Origin of the sequence: Mycobacterium sp. (assembly GCF_035633495.1) — a bacterium.
Classification (GTDB): Bacteria; Actinomycetota; Actinomycetes; order Mycobacteriales; family Mycobacteriaceae; genus Mycobacterium.
Genome location: NZ_DASQEU010000088.1, coordinates 25,428 through 43,032, shown reverse-complemented (window position 1 = coordinate 43,032; position 17,605 = coordinate 25,428). Strand labels below are relative to the sequence as shown.

The 17,605-nt window shown below is 67.7% G+C and carries 18 protein-coding genes; 10 read left to right on the top strand and 8 right to left on the bottom strand.

The window, feature by feature from the left end:
- Positions 1–42: 42 nt before the first annotated feature.
- Positions 43–441, top strand: a complete 399-nt coding sequence (locus tag VET27_RS13735; protein ID WP_526518939.1) for a hemophore-related protein — start codon at positions 43–45, stop codon at positions 439–441.
- Positions 442–444: 3 nt separating this feature from the next.
- Here the strand turns inward: VET27_RS13735 and VET27_RS13730 are convergent, their stop codons facing one another.
- Positions 445–1,995, bottom strand: coding sequence for an acyl-CoA carboxylase subunit beta (locus VET27_RS13730; RefSeq protein ID WP_526518937.1), 1,551 nt, complete (start codon positions 1,993–1,995; stop codon positions 445–447).
- A gap of 51 nt (positions 1,996–2,046) precedes the next feature.
- Between VET27_RS13730 and VET27_RS13725 the strand changes: the two genes are divergently transcribed.
- Positions 2,047–2,478 (top strand): PPOX class F420-dependent oxidoreductase, encoded by a 432-nt coding sequence (locus VET27_RS13725; RefSeq protein ID WP_526518935.1) that lies wholly within the window; start codon positions 2,047–2,049, stop codon positions 2,476–2,478.
- On the opposite strand, the gene VET27_RS13720 is transcribed toward VET27_RS13725, so the two are convergent.
- Genes VET27_RS13720 through ilvD form a run of 4 tightly spaced genes read right to left on the bottom strand, consistent with a single transcriptional unit; the run spans position 2,475 to position 6,383 of the window.
- On the bottom strand, positions 2,475–2,906 hold the full coding sequence (locus VET27_RS13720; RefSeq protein WP_526518933.1) for a type II toxin-antitoxin system Rv0910 family toxin: 432 nt from the start codon (positions 2,904–2,906) through the stop codon (positions 2,475–2,477). The two genes, VET27_RS13725 and VET27_RS13720, sit on opposite strands and share 4 nt — an antisense overlap.
- A gap of 9 nt (positions 2,907–2,915) precedes the next feature.
- Entirely contained in the window at positions 2,916–4,172 is a 1,257-nt protein-coding gene (gene lipE, locus VET27_RS13715; RefSeq protein WP_526518931.1) for a lipase LipE, read from the bottom strand.
- Complete coding sequence (locus tag VET27_RS13710; protein WP_526518929.1) at positions 4,169–4,654, bottom strand: peroxynitrite isomerase; 486 nt, start codon at positions 4,652–4,654, stop codon at positions 4,169–4,171. Before VET27_RS13710 ends, lipE begins: the two co-directional genes overlap by 4 nt.
- Positions 4,647–6,383, bottom strand: coding sequence for a dihydroxy-acid dehydratase (ilvD, locus tag VET27_RS13705; protein WP_526518926.1), 1,737 nt, complete (start codon positions 6,381–6,383; stop codon positions 4,647–4,649). Before ilvD ends, VET27_RS13710 begins: the two co-directional genes overlap by 8 nt.
- A gap of 82 nt (positions 6,384–6,465) precedes the next feature.
- Between ilvD and VET27_RS13700 the strand changes: the two genes are divergently transcribed.
- From VET27_RS13700 to VET27_RS13690, 3 genes are all read left to right on the top strand, one after another.
- Positions 6,466–7,074 carry a DUF305 domain-containing protein gene (locus VET27_RS13700; protein ID WP_526518924.1) on the top strand — a complete coding sequence of 203 codons (609 nt, stop codon included), beginning with the start codon at positions 6,466–6,468 and terminating at the stop codon, positions 7,072–7,074.
- A gap of 11 nt (positions 7,075–7,085) precedes the next feature.
- Entirely contained in the window at positions 7,086–7,382 is a 297-nt protein-coding gene (ricR, locus tag VET27_RS13695) for a copper-sensing transcriptional repressor RicR (RefSeq protein ID WP_526519030.1), read from the top strand.
- 192 nt (positions 7,383–7,574) lie between these two features.
- Positions 7,575–8,582, top strand: a complete 1,008-nt coding sequence (locus VET27_RS13690; protein ID WP_526518922.1) for a L,D-transpeptidase — start codon at positions 7,575–7,577, stop codon at positions 8,580–8,582.
- 53 nt (positions 8,583–8,635) lie between these two features.
- Here VET27_RS13690 and VET27_RS13685 read toward each other — a convergent pair whose 3' ends face one another.
- A complete protein-coding gene (locus tag VET27_RS13685; RefSeq protein ID WP_526518920.1) occupies positions 8,636–10,627 on the bottom strand; it encodes a M13 family metallopeptidase in 1,992 nt (663 codons plus the stop codon).
- A 95-nt stretch (positions 10,628–10,722) separates the two neighbouring features.
- Between VET27_RS13685 and VET27_RS13680 the strand changes: the two genes are divergently transcribed.
- Both VET27_RS13680 and VET27_RS13675 read left to right on the top strand, forming a co-directional pair.
- Positions 10,723–11,313: a hypothetical protein gene (locus tag VET27_RS13680; RefSeq protein ID WP_526518918.1), complete on the top strand. Its 591-nt coding sequence runs from the start codon at positions 10,723–10,725 to the stop codon at positions 11,311–11,313.
- Complete coding sequence (locus VET27_RS13675; RefSeq protein WP_526518916.1) at positions 11,310–11,999, top strand: hypothetical protein; 690 nt, start codon at positions 11,310–11,312, stop codon at positions 11,997–11,999. The genes VET27_RS13680 and VET27_RS13675 overlap by 4 nt, the downstream gene beginning before the upstream one ends.
- Here the strand turns inward: VET27_RS13675 and VET27_RS13670 are convergent, their stop codons facing one another.
- Positions 12,000–12,512, bottom strand: coding sequence for an XRE family transcriptional regulator (locus tag VET27_RS13670; RefSeq protein ID WP_526518914.1), 513 nt, complete (start codon positions 12,510–12,512; stop codon positions 12,000–12,002).
- Positions 12,509–15,457, bottom strand: coding sequence for an MMPL family transporter (locus VET27_RS13665; RefSeq protein WP_526518912.1), 2,949 nt, complete (start codon positions 15,455–15,457; stop codon positions 12,509–12,511). Before VET27_RS13665 ends, VET27_RS13670 begins: the two co-directional genes overlap by 4 nt.
- A gap of 279 nt (positions 15,458–15,736) precedes the next feature.
- Between VET27_RS13665 and VET27_RS13660 the strand changes: the two genes are divergently transcribed.
- The 3 genes from VET27_RS13660 to VET27_RS13650 all read left to right on the top strand — a co-directional run bounded on the left by VET27_RS13660 (position 15,737) and on the right by VET27_RS13650 (position 17,604).
- On the top strand, positions 15,737–16,303 hold the full coding sequence (locus VET27_RS13660) for a hemophore (RefSeq protein ID WP_526518910.1): 567 nt from the start codon (positions 15,737–15,739) through the stop codon (positions 16,301–16,303).
- Between the two features lie 192 nt (positions 16,304–16,495).
- Complete coding sequence (locus VET27_RS13655) at positions 16,496–16,879, top strand: hemophore-related protein (protein ID WP_526518908.1); 384 nt, start codon at positions 16,496–16,498, stop codon at positions 16,877–16,879.
- A 56-nt stretch (positions 16,880–16,935) separates the two neighbouring features.
- Positions 16,936–17,604 (top strand): response regulator transcription factor, encoded by a 669-nt coding sequence (locus VET27_RS13650; RefSeq protein ID WP_526519028.1) that lies wholly within the window; start codon positions 16,936–16,938, stop codon positions 17,602–17,604.
- The last annotated feature ends 1 nt before the right edge of the window (position 17,605 follow it).

Sequence of the window (17,605 nt, the reverse complement as noted above, 5' to 3'; positions counted from 1 at the left end):
GGAAACGGCGAATTACACGAGACTCCCGAGGGGAAATCGATCATGAAATTCAGTGGTATGACCATGCGTCGCGGAGCCATCGGCATGGTGGTCGGCGGGCTGTTCACCGGAGTAGCTGCCGCAACCATCGCCGCACCGGCGGCGTCGGCGGCACCCGATTGCAGCGGCGCAGGCGTCGCCAACACCGTCAGCACCGTGACGGGCTCGGCGCGGGACTACCTGCGGGCCCACCCGGGTGCCGAACAGGTGGTCTTCGCGGCACACAACCAGCCGCGGGATCAGACCGCAGCCGACATCCGTGGCTACTTCACGGCCAATCCGCAGGAGTACTACGAGCTGCGCGGCATCCTGGCGCCGATCGGCGACACCCAGAGCCAGTGCAACGTGTCCGTCCTTCCGGCCGACCTGTCTTCGGCCTACGACCGGTTCATGGCGGGCTAACACCTACCAGGTGTCGACGAACCGCGGCCGCGGCGCATCCAACGGGTGCTTCGCGGCCGCGGCCAGCGTCGCGACAATCAGTTCGCGCGTGTCCGCCGGGTCGATGACGTCGTCGATCTCGAACAGCGCCGCCGCGTTCAGCGCCTTGGCGTTCTCCTGCGCGGCGGCGGTGGCCTGGCGGACGCGGTCCTCCCGCTCGTCGTCATCGGCGATCGCCTCGAGCTCCTTGCGGAGGCCCAACCGGACCGCACCCTCCAGCCCCATGGGGCCGAGATGGGCGCCGGGCCACGCCACCGTCAGCAGCGGCTCGTGCAAGCCACCGCCGCACATGGCTTGGGCTCCAAGGCCGTAACCACGGCGCAGGACGACCGCCACCAGTGGCACCCGTAGCGACGCCCCGGCGACCAGCAGACGCGAGCCGCGCCGCACCAATGCCTCCGCCTCGGCGGCCTGGCCGACCATGTAACCGGGGCAGTCGACGAGCGACACGACCGGCAGGCCGAACGCGTCGCACAGCTGCAGGAACCGCGCCGCCTTGTCCGCGGCGCCCGCGGTGATCGCACCCGCCATCACGCGGGTGTTGCTGGCGAGCACCCCCACCGGACGCCCGTCGATACGGGCCAGCGCGGTCACCATCTCCGGTGCGAACCGTTCCCGCAAGTACGTCACCGACCCCCCGTCCGCGATGGTCTCGATGATCGGCCCGATGTGATACGCGCGGCGGGCGCGCTCGGGAACCATTGAGCGCAAGCCGGTTTGGTCGGCAGCCCCGCAGGACGTGGTGCGGCCGCGGAAGTAGCCGAGGAGCTTCTTGGTGACGGCGACCGCCTCCGCCTCGTCGGCCACCACGACGTCGACCACGCCGTTCGGGGCCTGCACCGAGATCGGACCCACCTCGTCGGGTGCGACGTTGCCGAGCCCTCCACCCGCGATCATCGCCGGCCCACCCATCCCGATGGACGAGTCCTCGGTGGCGACGATCAGATCGGAGCAGCCGGCGATCACGGCGTTGCCCGCGAAGCACCGCCCCTTGACGACCGCGATCCGCGGCACTAGACCGGACAGCGCCGCCCACAGCTTGAACGCGCGCACGTCGAGGGACGACACGACCGGGTAGTCGGTGTCTCCCGGCCTGCCGCCGCCGCCCTCGGCGAAGAACACGGTGGGCAGCCGCAACCGTTCGATGACGTCGAACAGCCGGTCCTTCTTGCGGTGACCGAGCGCGCCCTGCGTGCCCGCCAGCACCGTGTAGTCGTAGGCCAGCACCGCGCAGGCGTCGCCGTCGACCCGCGCCGTGCCGGCGATCATGCCGTCCGCAGGGGTGCGCTCGATCAGGTCGTCGACGTCGCGCCGAAAGCGTTGCGCGGCGATCGCATACCTGCCGTATTCGACGAACGACCCCGAGTCGACGAGGTCGGCGACGTTCTCCCGCGCCGTGCGCCCACCCCCGGCGTGCCTGCGCTCGACCGCCTCGGGCCGGGCGGCGTCCTCGGTCAGCGCCCGGCGTCGCACCAGCTCTGTGAGGTCTGCGCGCATCGTCTCGTCAGTCGGCATGTGAACCCCTCTGCGGAATAGTGGGTGCGCGGTCACGGGTTGGGCTCTGACATGACCGCATCTTCATTCAACCCGCGCACGCTGCTGGCCGACGCGCGACTCGGCGTGCTGGCGACCATCAAGGCGAACGGCATTCCGCAGCTGTCGCCCGTGACACCGTTCTACGATCAGGCCGCGGACGTCGTCTACGTCTCGATGACCGAGGGCCGCGCGAAGACGGCCAACCTGCGGCGTGACCCGCGGACCGCACTGGAGGTCACCAGCGCCGACGGCAGGTCGTGGGCGACCGCCGAGGGGACGGCGACCCTGACCGGCCCGGGGACCGACCCGCAGAGCCCCGAGGTCGAGGCGCTGGTCGACTACTACCGAAGCGCGGCGGGGGAGCATCCCGACTGGGACGAGTACCGGTCGGTGATGGTGTCCGACCGGCGGGTGCTGATGGCGCTGACGGTCGACCGGGTCTACGGCGAGAGCATCGGTTAGCCGTACAGCTCCTCGAACTTTCTGATCGACCGCTCGATGTCGCCCTTTACGGCGCGGGCGGCGGCGACGCCGATGGGCCCGAACAGTGGTCGTCCACCGAGGTCGATCTTGACGGTGAACCTCGACCCAGCCGGGAGCGGCGCCACGGTCATGCGCAGCGCGTACTTGGTGCCGCCGACACCCTCGCCGTTGATGCCGATCAGCTGGGGCGGATCGAATTCCCTCACCGTCCAGGTCACCCGGTTGCGCATGCCCTTGGCGCCTGCCACGCCGACGAGGGTGGCGCCTTCGGTGAGTTCGTCGGGCAGATCGCTACGCCAGCCCTGGTGCATCTCCAGCCAGTCACCGAGTGTCGACAGGTCGGACACGTGCGACCATGCCTCCTCCTGGGTGATCGACAGCGTGCGGGACAGCTCGATTTTGGCCATCCGCGAATGTTAGCCCGCGGCGGCTCGCGGGAATCCGGCGGCGATGGCGTCGAGGACCGCGGGGTAGCGCTTGGCCTCGCGATGGCCCCCGGGTTTACCGCTGCTGACGATTCCGGCCGCGAGCCCGCGCTCGGGGTCGGCCCAGATGGCGATGTCGACCAGACCGGTGTGTCCGAACGCAGCGGGGGCATTGAGTCCGAACGGCCCGAATCGCTTGGAGCCCAGCATGTATCCGGTACCCCAGCGCATGGGCATCAACCCCATCGCGATGTCCGGCCGTAGGCGGCGAGCCTGAGTGGTCGCAGCGCGCAGGGTCTCGGGGCGCATGATGCGCACGCCGTCGAGTTCGCCGCCGCGGCGCAGCATCTCGGCGAAGCGGGACAGCTCGTTCGCGGTCGAGACCGTGCTGGACGACGGCACCACGCTGGTGAGGAAGTGTGGGGTGTTGGTGAACGGGATGATCTGGTGCGTCGTTCCGCCTACGGCCAGTTTGAAGGCCGCCGCGATCGGTGCGGGCAACGGCTTGCCCGTCGCATGACTGGGCGCGACCAGTGAAATGTCTTGGGGCGCAACGCCGTAATTGGTCCACCGGAAGCCGAGGGGTTTCAGGATCTCGTCGCCGAGCACGTCCCGAATGTCCTTGCCGGTGGCGGCCGAGACGATCTCCCGGGTGAGCGGCCCCCACGTCAGCGCGTGGTAGACGTGCACCATCCCGGGCGGGTAGATGGTCCGCAGGTTGCCGAGCATCTCGCGGGCGTACTCACTGTCGTTCATCCGCTTCAGGTCGGGCTTCGGTCCGGTGGCGAAGGGAACGCCCGCGCTGTGGGTAAGCACGTGCCGGATCGTCGTGCGGTCCTTTCCGTAACTGGTGTAGGTCGGCAGGTAGTCGCAGACGCGATCGTCGAGGGAGAAGACACCGCGTTCGGCCAACATGTGGATGACCGTCGTGGTCATGGCCTTGGCCGCGGAGTACACGCAGAACGGCGTCTCCGTCGTCACCGCAACCTTGTCGGCGTCGGCCGGATCCTCGGGACCATTGCCCCAGCCGTGCCCGATCGCTCGGTCGAGGACCACCTTGCCGTGGTGGCGGACGCACACCTGGATGGCGGGATGCATTCCTGCCGAGTACCAGTGACGGGTGGCCTGCCAGATGCGCTCGATCGACGCGGGGTCGACGTCGGAGTGATCCTCCTCGCCCACCGACGTGACCGCGTCGAGGTCGGCCGGGACCCTGATTCTGCCGTCGGGATTCGTCTGGCTGGTCATGCCTGCTTCCTGTGCAACGTCGCGGCCAGGTGATGTTGAAGCGGCTGGCCGACCGCGCCCATTCGCAGGGTGTAGATCAGCTCGTCACCGTCGATGCGAATCGAACGGCTCAGCGCCGTAACGTCTTTGGCGGAGGCGGTGAGTCCGATCGACGTCGCGTTCAACTCCAACTCGAGCACGTCGCCGGTAACCGTGAGCGAGCCCTCCTGGATTTCCGTGACACCCGTCGGATGCGCGAGAACCAGTTCGACGCGTCCCGGTGACGGCAGCCGGAGATACCCGGTCTCGGCGTGCAGCGGGCGGCCGTCATCGCTTGCCCTGGTCCGCTGCCCGTAGCTGAGGAACGGCTTGCCGACGTGGCCGAACGTGACCTCTTCGAGGTAGCCGAACGACGGGATCGTCGGGTACTCACCGGCGCCGGAACCCGCCCAGCTGCCCAGTAGGGGAGCGAGGGTGGCCAACGCTGGATGGAGGTCAGCCACAGACCGCGCCGGTGGCTGCCGAACCCACCAGCTTGCGGTACTTGGCCAGGACGCCGCTGGTGTACCTGGGTGCCGGCGGGTTGAAACCCGCCTTGCGGGAATCGAATTCGGCGGTATCGACGAGAACGTCAAGGGTGCCCTTGCCGACGTCGAGGCGAATCTGGTCACCGTCCCGAAGGAACGCGATCGGGCCTGCGTCGACGGCTTCCGGTGCCACGTGCCCGACGCACAGGCCGGTGGTGCCACCCGAGAACCGGCCGTCGGTCATCAGCAGCACTTCCTTGCCGAGGCCGGCGCCCTTGATGGCGCCGGTGATGGCCAACATCTCACGCATTCCCGGGCCGCCCTTGGGACCCTCGTAGCGAATCACGACGACGTCACCCGCGACGATGGTGCCGTCCTCGAGCGCGTCCATCGCCGCGCGCTCACCGTCGAAAACCCTTGCGGTGCCGACGAACACGTCGGAATCGAAACCCGCCGACTTGACCACGGCGCCTTCGGGCGCCAGGGAGCCGTGCAGGATCGTGATGCCGCCGGTCGGATGGATCGGGTTGCTCAACGCGCGCAGCACCTTGCCGTCGGGATCCGGCGGCGCGATGTGAGCGAGGTTCTCGGCCATCGTCTCGCCCGTGACGGTCAGGCAGTCACCGTGCATCAGGCCCGCGTCCAGCAGGGTCTTCATGATGACCGGAACGCCGCCGATGTGGTCGACGTCGAACATCACGTGCTTGCCGAACGGCTTGACGTCGGCCAGGTGCGGCACCTTGGCGCCGACCCGGATGAAGTCGTCGAGGGTCAGCTTCACGTCGGCCTCGTGGGCAATCGCCAGGAGGTGGAGCACCGCGTTCGTCGACCCACCGAACGCCATCACCACGGCGATGGCGTTCTCGAACGCCTCCTTGGTCATGATGTCGCGGGCGGTGATGCCGCGCTTGAGCAAGTCGACGACGGCTTCCCCGCTGCGCTTGGCGAAGCCGTCGCGCCGGCGGTCGCTAGCAGGCGGTGCCGCGCTGCCCGGCAGGGACATGCCGATCGCCTCGGCGGCGCTGGCCATGGTGTTCGCGGTGTACATACCGCCGCAGGCACCCTCGCCGGGGCAGATCGCGCGTTCGATGATGTCGACGTCGTCGCGGGACATCAGTCCTCGTGCGCAGGCGCCGACCGCCTCGAACGCGTCGATGATCGTGACGTCCATCTCAGTGCCGTCGGTCAGCGTGGCCTTGCCGGGCATGATCGAGCCGGCATAGAGGAAGACGCTGGCCAGATCGAGGCGGGCAGCGGCCATCAGCATGCCGGGCAGGGACTTGTCGCAGCCGGCGAGCAGCACGGAACCGTCGAGGCGTTCGGCCATCATCACGGTCTCCACGCTGTCGGCGATCACCTCACGCGAGACGAGCGAGAAGTGCATGCCCTCGTGGCCCATCGAGATGCCGTCGGACACCGAGATGGTGCCGAACTCCATCGGGAAGCCGCCCGCGGCGTGCACGCCTTCCTTGACGGCTTTGGCCAGCCGGTCCAGCGACAGGTTGCACGGGGTGATCTCGTTCCACGACGACGCGACGCCGATCTGCGACTTGACCCAGTCGTCGTCGCCCATTCCTACGGCTCGGAGCATCCCGCGGGCGGCGGTCTTCTCGAGACCATCGGTGACGTCGCGGCTGCGAGGCTTGATGTCGGGGGTAGATGAGCCGCTTGCGTGAAGATCATCAGCAGGAGCGTCTGAGGGCATTGATCAAGTATGCCTTCGGGTCGTTCGCCGACCAATCCACCGTACCGGATACCCCTGTGGGGTATCCGGTAAGGTGGATTGCATGAAGCCGTTCATCGCCCTGGTTGCCGCGATCGCCGCCGCACTGTTCCTGACCTCGTGTACCGGCCCGGCCTCCGACGGCCACACCGACGCGGATGGCAGCGAGTCGAGCGCTGCGGCGCCCGCGGAGAGCCCCGCCCCGAACAACGCCGCCGACGTCACGTTCGTCACGGGCATGATTCCGCACCACGAACAGGCAGTCGAGATGTCAGACCTGGTGCCCCAGCGTTCCACCGACCCGGCGGTGATCAAGCTGGCCTCGGGCATCTCCGCGGCGCAGGGCCCCGAGATCCAGACCATGAAGGTCTTCCTGGTCCAGTGGAACGCCGACACCGACACCGGTCACGAGGGTCACGAGGGCGGTATGGACGGCATGGAGATGCAGGGAATGGTCGATGAGGCGACAATGACGAGGTTGGAGTCGCTCAAGGGTGCCGAGTTCGACAAACTCTGGCTGCAGTCGATGATCGGCCACCACGAGGGAGCCATCGCGATGGCCAACACCGAGATCGCCGACGGGGCCAACACCGACGCCAAGACGTTGGCGAAGCAGATCGTGACGGTACAGCAGGCTGAGATCGGCCAGATGAAGCAGATGCTGGGAGGGTGACGGTGTCCGACGTGGTCGAGGCGACCGAGCACGGCTATTCGCCCCACAAGGAGAACTACGCGAAGCGCCTGCGCCGCATCGAGGGTCAGGTGCGCGGCATCGCCAAGATGATCGACGACGACAAGTACTGCATCGACATCCTGACGCAGATCAGTGCCGTGAACAGCGCGCTGCAGTCCGTCGCGCTGGGATTGCTCGACGAGCATCTGGGCCATTGCGTGTCGCATGCGGTCGCCGAGGGTGGCGACGAGGCTGACAGAAAGCTCGCCGAGGCGTCGGCGGCCATCGCCCGACTGGTGAAGTCCTGACCGGGAAGATGCGGCGAACGTAACGAACTGACGCATGGAGCCGATCAAACGAGCAGGTCACTGCCGTTTCGATCGAGCGGTGTCCGGGTGCTGGCGAGTTCCGCCGTAGATATCCGGTCTCCGCGCTGTGCGACACTGGAATCACTTGTGCATTGGAGGTGGCGCATGCCACAGAGAACGTTCACGCGAACCATGACGCGATTCGCCTCGGCGATCTTCGCAGCCGGACTGGTCGGCGGCGCGCTGATCGGCAGCCCGTCTGCCTGGGCAGATCCCGAGGTCAACCCCGATCCGGCGGCAATCGATTCGCCACCCATCGAGCAGCCGGCACCGCCCCCGGTCGGGGACGTGCCGCCGCCTGCGCCGCTGCCGTTCGGGTTCGCTCCGCCGGTCGACCCGATGGCGCCTGCGCCCGTCGATCCTCTGGCCGCGCCCGCGCCCACGGTGATCCCCGAGGGCACGCCCGCGGGTCAGGATCCCACGCCCTACACCGGGAAGCCGGTCTTCGCTCCGCCGACGTTCAACCCGAGCAACGGTGCGATGGTGGGCGTCGCCAAGCCGATCGCGATCAACTTCGCGCGGCCGATCGCGGACCGTCAGATGGCCCAGTCGGCAGTGCACGTCTCGTCGGTACCGCCGGTGCCCGGCAAGTTCTACTGGTTGAGCGACACGCAACTGCGCTGGCGCCCGATCAACTTCTGGCCGGCGAACACGACCGTCAACATCGACGCGGGCGGCACCAAGTCCAGCTTCCGGACCGGGGAGTCGCTGGTGGCGACCGTCGACAACACCACGCATCAGATGCAGATCGTGCGCAACGGCACGCTGGAGAAGACGTTCCCGGTGTCGATGGGCAAGACCGGCAACGACACCCCGAACGGCACGTACTACGTACTCGAGAAGTTCCCCAGCATCGTCATGGACTCCGCGACGTACGGCGTGCCGAGCACCTCGGCGCAGGGATACAAGCTGACGGTCCAGAACGCGGTCCGCATCGACAACAGCGGCAACTTCGCACACAGCGCGCCGTGGTCGGTGGCCGACCAGGGCAAGCGGAACGTCAGCCACGGGTGCATCAACCTCAGCGCGGCCAACGCGCAGTGGTTCTTCGACAACTTCGGCAGTGGTGACCCGATCGTCGTGAAGAACTCCGTCGGTACCTACAGCCAGAACGACGGGGCACAGGACTGGCAGATGTAAGACCGAGCAGACGAGAACGGCCGCCCCATCGGGGCGGCCGTCTTCGTGTGAGGCTAGTTCCAGATGCGCACGCGCTTCTCGGGATCCAGATAGAGCTCGTCGGATTCGTCAACCTCGAAGGCGTCGTAGTACGCGTCGATGTTGCGGACGACACCGTTGCACCGGAACTCCGGCGGCGAGTGCGGGTCGATCGCGAGCCGCCGGATGGCTTCTGCGTCGCGGGACTTGGTGCGCCACACCTGCGCCCAACCGAAGAACACCCGCTGCACGCCCGTCAGCCCGTCGATCGCCGGGGCGGGCTCGCCGCCCAGCGACAACTCGTAGGCCAGCAGCGCGATCGAGAGCCCGCCGAGATCGCCGATGTTCTCGCCGACGGTGAACGCGCCGTTCACGTGTTGACCGCCGCTGAGCCGCCGCGGGACGAAGTCTTCGTACTGGGCGATCAATGCCTGGGTGCGAGAACCGAATTCGGTGCGGTCGCTGTCGGTCCACCAGTCGACGAGGTTGCCGTCACCGTCGTACTTGGCGCCCTGGTCGTCGAAGCCATGGCCGATCTCGTGGCCGATCACCGCGCCGATGCCGCCGTAGTTGGCTGCGTCGTCGGCAGCGGCGTCGAAGAACGGTGGCTGCAGAATCGCTGCGGGAAAGACGATTTCGTTCATGCCGGGGTTGTAGTAGGCATTCACGGTCTGCGGCGTCATGAACCACTCGTCACGATCCACCGGGCCGCCCAACTTCGCCAGCTCTCGGTCGTAGCCGACGGCGTTGCCGCGCTTGTAGTTTCCGTACAGGTCGGCGCGGTCGATCACCAGGCCCGGGTAGTCCCGCCACCGCACGGGGTAGCCGATCTTGGGGGTGAACTTGTCCAGCTTGGCCAGTGCTCGCTCGCGCGTCTCGGGCGTCATCCACTCCAGCTGGCTGATGCTGACGCGGTACGCCTCGCGGAGGTTGGCCACCAACTCGTCCATCCGCGCCTTCGCGTCGGGCGGAAAGTGGCGTTCGACGTAAAGCTTTCCGACCGCGTCGCCCATCAGGTTCTCCACCAGGGCCACGCCGCGCTTCCAGCGATCGCGGATCTCCTCGGTGCCGCTGAGGGTGCGGCCGTAGAAGTCGAAGTTCTCGGCCACCAGCGGGTCGGTCAGCATCGGCGAGCGTGAGCTGATCAGCCGCCAGCGGAGCCAGCGCTTCCAGTCCTCGAGGTCCTCGCCGGCCCACAGCGCGGCGAAGGCGGTCAGGAAGTCCGGCTGGCGCACCACGACCTCGGCGGCGGCCTCCGGGGTGGTGCCGATCGCTGCGATCCAGCCTGCCCAGTCGAACCCGGGCGCCTCTGCGGTCAGGTCGGTGAAGGCGCGCAGGTTGTAGGTCAGGTCGGCGTCGCGACGCTTCACCACGTCCCAGTGTGCGGCCGCAATCTTGGTCTCCAGCACGACGATTCGCTCAGACGTGGCCTCCCACTCGTTCGGCTGCGGTTCCTCGCCGAAGGCCAGAGAGAACATCCGCGTGATGTGTCCCGGGTAGGCGGCCAGGATCTCGGCGTGCTGGGCGTCGCGGTAGTACGACTCGTCGGGCAGACCGAGGCCGGACTGCGATAGGTGCAGTAGGTAGCGCGTCGAGTCCTTGGAGTCGGTGTCGACGTACAGGCCGGTGCCACCGCCGACGCCGGTGCGCTGCAGCCCCCCGAGCACCGCCGCCAACGCGGTCGCGTCGTCGGCGGCGTCGATCGTCGCCAGCTCGTCGAGCAGCGGCTGGACGCCGACGCGCGCGACGGTCTCGGTGTCCATGAAGCTGCCGTACAGATCGCCCACCCGCTGCTCGTCGGTGTCCGGCGCCGCGTCGAGCTCGCTGGCTTCGACGATCAGGTCGCGCACCTGCTCCTCGGCGCGGTCGGCGAGCAACCGGAAGGCGCCGTCGGTGGCCCTATCCGCCGGGATGTCGTAATCGGCCAGCCAGCGACCGTTGACGTGACCGAAGAGGTCGTCCTGGGGGCGGGCGTCGTCGTCGACGTAGGACAGGTCGATACCGCTGTGGGTGGCTTCTAACGTCACCTCACCATCCTGCCATCGGATGCACTGTGCGTGCCGGGGGGAGCGGGGTCGACGGCAAACGCGGCCGCCGGGTCACGCCGGGTACCCTCACGGCCATGCCAGACCAGCTCGATGACGAGCCCACCCAGGCGGGCAACGGCGGTATGACCGGGTTCGGCATCGGCTCCGCGGTGCTCGGCGTCATCTCGGTGGCCGCAGTCGTCCTGGCGGCGCTGATGTGGGTGGGCCATCGCCACGAGGTCGACGACCGCGCCTACCAGACCCGCGTGCTTCAGGCCGCCGCCGACTGGACCGGCGTCCTGATCAACATGAACAAGGACACGGTCACGCAGAGCATGCAGACACTGCACGACGGCACCGTCGGTCAGCTCAACGCGAACTTCGAAACCGCGGTCGAGCCGTTCAGCCAGGTGGTGCAGAAGCTGCAGTCCCAGACGGTCGGCCAGGTCGAGTCCGTCGCGATCGAGTCTCGATACCACGCCTCGCCCGGTGACGCGGGCCTACCGCCGGTGCCGCAGCCCGAGCTGGCGACCGTGTCGTCGCGGACCGACAACGTCATCGTGGTCGCCACCTCGGTCAGCCAGAACGTGGGTTCGAAGCCGTTGACCGTGCACTGGACGCTGCGGCTGGCGGTGTCCGACGTCGACGGCAAGCTGCTGGTGTCGCGGTTGGAGACCATCAGATGAGGAACCGGTTCAGGGTCCTGGCGTTCGACGTGCTGGCTCCGCTCGGGGCGATTCTGGCGCTGGTCTACGTCGGCATCGCGCTTGCGTGGCCGCTGTGGTGGGTGTCGGTGTGCTCGGTGCTGAGCCTGCTGATCGGGCAGGGTGTCGTGGTCAACGCCGTGCTGTTCCGCCGCGACGGCGTCACGGTCGGCACCGACGACGACGGTCCTGGTCTGCGATTGGCCGTGGCGGGTCTTGCCACCGTCGCGTTGGCCGCGGCCGTCGTGGTCGGCTACACGAAGTGGACGGCACCGGAGGCCGCCATGCATCGCGACATGACCGAGGTGGTCGGCATCGCCAGCAGTGCTGCGGAGGCGTCGGCGACGTTCACCCCGCAAAGTCCGAGCGCCAACTTCGACCGGTTGACGGCGATGATGACGCAGTGGGGAGCCGACGGCTTCCGCGGCGAGTTCGCAGCCATGGCAAAGGATTTGACGGGCAAGGGGCTCACCGTTCAGGCCAGCACCGTCTCGGCGGGAGTCGAGGCCATCGGCCCGCAGAATGCGGTCGTCGCCGTGATCATGCGCGGCACGCAGAACGCGCCGGGCCGGCAACCGGCGACCGTGCCTCTGCCACTACGGGTTTCGCTGATCAAGCAGGACGGGCGCTGGCTGGTCGACGATCTGTCGCCCATCAACTCCCGCTAGTCAGTCGGGGCGGCCGTTGCGCATCTTGGCGAAGCGGTCGGACAACCGCCGCATCCTGATCATCAACGATGCCGCCGGGCTGGTGGTGCCTTGGAGGTAGCTCGCGAACTGGTCGCCGGGAATGCCGATGCGCGACGAGAACTCGTGCTGCCCGAGACCGGACCGCTGGAGAAGCCCGTGGACGTGGCGCGCCACCTCGGCACACTCGTTGGCCTCGAGGTCTGCTCGGGTGCGGGCCAGAACCTCGTCCAAGGCCTTCGACACGCCGTAGGGCGGTGCCGTATCCAGGACTTCCTCGACCTGACGGGCGGTCCTGCCGTACGGGTCGCGCTTGATCGCGACGACGATGCGCTGCCATACGGTCAGATCGTCGGTCTCGAGCGCTGCACGAATCGCTGACGTGGGCCAGAACTCCACCGGCCGCTGGTCGACGGCTGGACGTCTCCGCGCTGCCGTCGCGGCTTGGTTCGGGCGCCCGGCGGCGTCGCCACGCGCGTCCGTCGTCAACGTCACCTCGCCTCCTCCAACATTGCAACTGCCACGGACAGGCAGCGCTGCCTGACGTGTGCCCAATCGGACTCCGCCTCGGGGCTCATCCACTCTTCGGCGTCACCAGACGGGTGTGGGTCGGCTAGCCGCCGTACGAGCTGCGTCGCCACCCACTGGCTTCTCAACCGTTGTCCACAGTAATACCGGTCCATTCCTGCCAGCACCACTGCCGCAGCTTGAGTCTCCATCGACTCGACCAGATCGGCAAACTCTGCGTAGTCCCGTGCACTGTTGCGGCACATGATCAGGTAGCACTTCAGACGCAGGGTCTCGGCCCCGGTGGGGATCTGCAAACGGTCGCCGGTCGGCAGGAGGACGTTCGTGGTCTCCATCGGGCTGAGCCGTCGCACCATCGGCTCGTCTGCGTCGGCGGCCGCCGCCAGTGCATCGAGTGCCACCGCGAGCCGGCCGCGCCACATGGTCACCGGATGGACGGGCTGGCGGGGGAGGAACCGGGTCCCACCGTTCTTCTTGCCCGACTTGCCGTGGTGAGTGACGTTGAGCCGCAGGGTGTCGCCGGGTCGTAGCGCGGCCAGGGGCTCGTCGCCGCCCTTGACGTGTTGTGCAAGCGATCCGCCCAGCGGCAAACAGCCACTGAACGCCAGCGGGTCGGCGACGGTGATGGTCTGCGGCGCGAGCGTCTTGAGTTTCGCCGCCGACTTCACCACGTTGCGGATGTCGGCGCCCGACGGCCCGATCCTGGAGATGTCTTCCGGGATGACGATGAGATCGCCGATGTCGGCCTTGGGCAGCGGCTTCTCGAAGTCCACCGACGGCAGAATGCGATCGAGCCAACCGGGCAGCCACCAGTTCCACTGCGCGAACATGGCCATCAGCGCGGGCACCAGCACCAGGCGGACGATCGTCGCGTCCACGGCGATCGCGACGGCGCACGCGACACCGAGCTGGGCCACCAGCGGCATGCCCGCGAACGCGAATCCGATGAACACCGCGATCATGATCAGAGCCGCGCTGGTGATCGTGCGCGCACTCGTGCTGACGCCGTATGCGACGGCGTCGCGGGTGTTGTTGGTCTGGAGGAATCGCTCGCGGATCCGGGTCAGCAGGAAGATCTCGTAGTCCATCGACAACCCGAAGGTCATCGCGAGCACCAGGGGCGGGATGGTGCTGTCCAGTGATCCGAGCGGTTGGAATCCCAACGCCTCGAGCCAGCCCCACTTGAATACGACGACGAGGCTGCCGTAGGCGGCGGCCACGGACAGGCACGTCATCAGGACGCCCTTGAGCGCCAGGAACACCGAGCGGATCGAGATCAGGAGCATCACGAATGCGATCAGCGCGACGAACACGAAGACCATGGGCTGAGTCGCGGCCACGCGTTGGTCGAAGTCCTTGAGTAGTGCGGTGGGGCCGCCGACGTCGATGACGGCAGGGGACCCGGGGGCGGCGCGTGGCAGCTCGGCGCGCAACCAGTCGACGGTGTCGCGCGCTGCCGGGTCCTCTGGGTCGATGGAGAGCACCGCCGACAGCAACGCGTTGCGGTTGTCATTGCCGAAGACCGGGGGCGACACCGTCGCCACGTCGGGCCCCTGGCTCATCTTCTGCTGGACCGCGTCCAGGGCCCCGGTGTTCTCCGACCCGTTGGCGTTGCCGTCGGGGAAGGTGACCAGGACTCGGATGGGGCCGAGCGCGCCGGGACCGAGCGCCTGTGACGCCGCGCTGATGCCACCACGGATCTCGTGGGTGGGCTCGAACTGGCGCTGCAGGCTGTTACCCAGCGTCATCGCGAACGCAGGAGTGGCGAGCACGATCAGCACGAGCGTCGCGCCGAGCGCCGACAGCCACTGTCGTCGCATGACCCAGCCCACCCAGCGGGTCCAGAACCGCGACTGCGTCGTCTCGGGTCTGCGCGAGACGTGCAGCCACGACGACCGCTTGGACGCCGCCTTCCCGACCGTCGCTAGTACCGCGGGGATCAGCGTCGTCGAGGTCAGCACGGCGACTGCGACCGCAAGGATCGCACCGGTGGCCATCGACGCCAGGACGGGCGTGTGGATCAGGTAGATGCCGGTCACCGAGGCGATCACCGTGAGGCCCGACAGCAGCACCGCGAGACCGGAGGTCGCCATCGCGGCGTCGGCCGCCTGCGCAGGGTCACGGCCCGACCGCAATTCCTCCCGGAACCGCATCAGGATGAAGAGGGAGTAATCCACGGCCAAGGCGATGCCGAACATCGAAACCGTCGAGGTGACGAAGACCGACATCTGGGTGACCATCGACAGTAGATAGACGAGCCCCATGGTCACGACCACCGTGCAGATGCCCAGCACCAACGGCATCGCGGCGGCGGCAAGCGATCCGAAGACCGCCAGCAGGACGATCATGACGATCGGGAGGTTCCACTTCTCAGCCTGAGCGATGTCGTGCTTGGTGGCCTCGCTCGCCGCGGCACCGAGCGCGCCCTGGCCGATGACGTAGAGCTTGACCTTCCCGTTCTCGATCTGCCCCGGTTGGTCGCCGTCGATGCCGACCTTCTTGCGCAGTTGCTTCGCCAGGTCGGAACTGCCGCTGTTGAAGTCCGTCTGCAAGGTGAGGACGTACGGCCGGTCCGGCTGGGGCGGCGGCTGCTGCGGATTCGACACGACCTTGACGCTGGGGACCTCGGCCGCGATGCGTTCGAGCTGCGCGACGGCCTGGTTCATGTCGTCGAACGAGGCATCCGCGCGTGGCGCAGCGACCAGCGCCAAGGGGGAGGCGCCCTGATCGGGGAAGTGATCCTGGATCGCGTGCTCGACGGTCAGCGACTGAGATCCGGCCACTTCGAAGCCGCCGCCGGTGAGGTTGCCCGACTGGTTCAGCGCAAGGTACAGCGAGGGAACCAGGAGGAGCAGCCACGCTACGAAGACTGCCCAGCGGTATCTGCGCAGCTTGCTGCTCAACCGCAACATGAAATGCTGGATGGCGGACCCCTGCCTTACTCCCCGCGTTTCGTAGCGAGAGCCTACCTCAGCGTGGGGTATGGTCTCCGCCCCGCGCGACGGGCCGGATCGCTGCCAGCTACCTCGTCCACTGACCTGGGGCTTTGCTGTGCGGATTGGTGGCTGGGCTCGCCTGATGGCAGTATGGCGCGTGAACGCTGCGGGTCGGGGGTCTCTCCCAGCGGCGAATATCGGTGATCCGTGCGGTGGGCAGGCAATTGCACGACCGCCCCAGGTGAGGAGTTTCCCATGAAGACCACCACTCCCGCCCTTCGGCGCTGCCTCGGAGGCGTGTTCGCTGCGTCTGCAGTCGGTGGTGTGATCGTGACAGCGATGGCGGTGCCGGGGGCGCCGTCGGCGACGGCCGCGCCGGACCCCTGCGCGGCGAGCCAGGTTGCGCGCACGATCGGTTCGGTGGCCACCTCGACCGGTAACTACCTCGATGCGCACCCCCAAACCAACACCGCCCTGACGACGATTTCGCAGCAGCAGGCGGGACCGCAGTCACTCGGTGCGTTGAAGACGTACTTCGACGCGAACCCGCAGGCGGCCAAGGACATGCAGGCGCTGCAGAGTCCGCTGGTGAGCCTGTCGACCCGCTGCAAGCTGCCGGTGACGCTGCCGCAGGTGATGGGGCTGCTGCAGGGGGCGCAGTCGCAGGCCGGCTCGCCGCCCGGAGGTTTGCCAGGCGCGCTCCCCACGGCACAGACGGTAGGGGTGCCGGGGACCTCAGTGCCGGCGCAGTCATCGCCCGCCACGGCAGTCGCACCCGGCACCGGCCCGCTGCCGGGGCCTTCGACGACGACTCCCAGGTAGCCCTCAGCGACTCGCCCGCGTCTTCACGAGACGCCCGTGAACTGGAAGTTCGATCTTTTTGACGCCGGTTTGGCCGCAAGGCAAGAAAGTCGTCACCGATTCTGCTTAGCTTTCCGTTGTCGGTGACTGCACAGGTTTGGCGGTCACCGAGGAACCTGAAGGACTCTGCACATTCGATGAAGGAGCTTGATCATGTTGCTCTCGGCCCGTGCTGGGCGACGTGCGGTAGCTGGCGCAATGGGCGCCGGCGCGATCGCAGGCGCGATGTTGTTCGGTGCGCTTCCGTCTGCCATGGCAGATGATCCAGCCCTCAACCCCCCGAACTGCACCGCCGCGGACCTCGCAGGCGTGGCGTCGGGCGTCTCCGCGTCGACCTCGGCGTACCTGTTCACCCACCCCGACGTGAACTACTTCTTCACCAGCCTCGAGGGTCTGCCGCGCGATGAGGTGCGCACGGAGGTGGCCACCTACATGGAGCAGAACCCGGGCGTGAAGGCCGACCTCACGGGCATCCGTCAGCCTCTCGTCGACCTGAAGAACCGCTGCGGCGCGGCGCCTGCCCCAGCCATTCCGTAGACCTGGTGCGGGTGGCGGGGCCACCTGCGCTTGACGGCGCGGGTCGCACGGTGTTGATGGTGGACGACGATCCGGACGTCAGAACATCCGTGTCCCGTGGATTGCGGCACTCCGGTTTCGACGTGCGGGTCGCGGCGACTGGCAAGGAAGCGCTGCGCCTGCTGTCCACCGAATCGCACGACGCGCTGGTGCTGGACGTGCAGATGCCGGAACTGGACGGCGTGGCGGTGGTGACCGCATTGCGGGCGCTGGGCAACGACATCCCGATCTGCGTGCTGTCTGCGCGAGACACGGTCAACGACAGGATCGCCGGTCTCGAAGCGGGTGCGGACGACTACCTGACCAAGCCGTTCGACCTCGGCGAACTGGTCGCCAGGCTGCATGCGCTGTTGCGGCGGTCGAGTTTGTCGGACCGTTCGCCGGACACGATGACGGTCGGACCGCTGACCATCGACACGGCCAGGCGGCTGGTGTTCGTCGAGGGCGAGCGGGCAGAACTGACCAAGCGAGAGTTCGATCTGCTTGCGGTTCTGGCGGAGAATGCGGGCGTGGTGTTGTCGCGGCAGCGGTTGCTCGAGTTGGTGTGGGGTTACGACTTCGACGTGGACACCAACGTCGCCGACGTGTTCATCAGCTACCTGCGACGCAAGCTCGAGCGCGAAGGCCACCCCCGGGTGATCCACACCGTTCGCGGGATCGGGTACGTCCTGCGCGACGAGCCTTGAG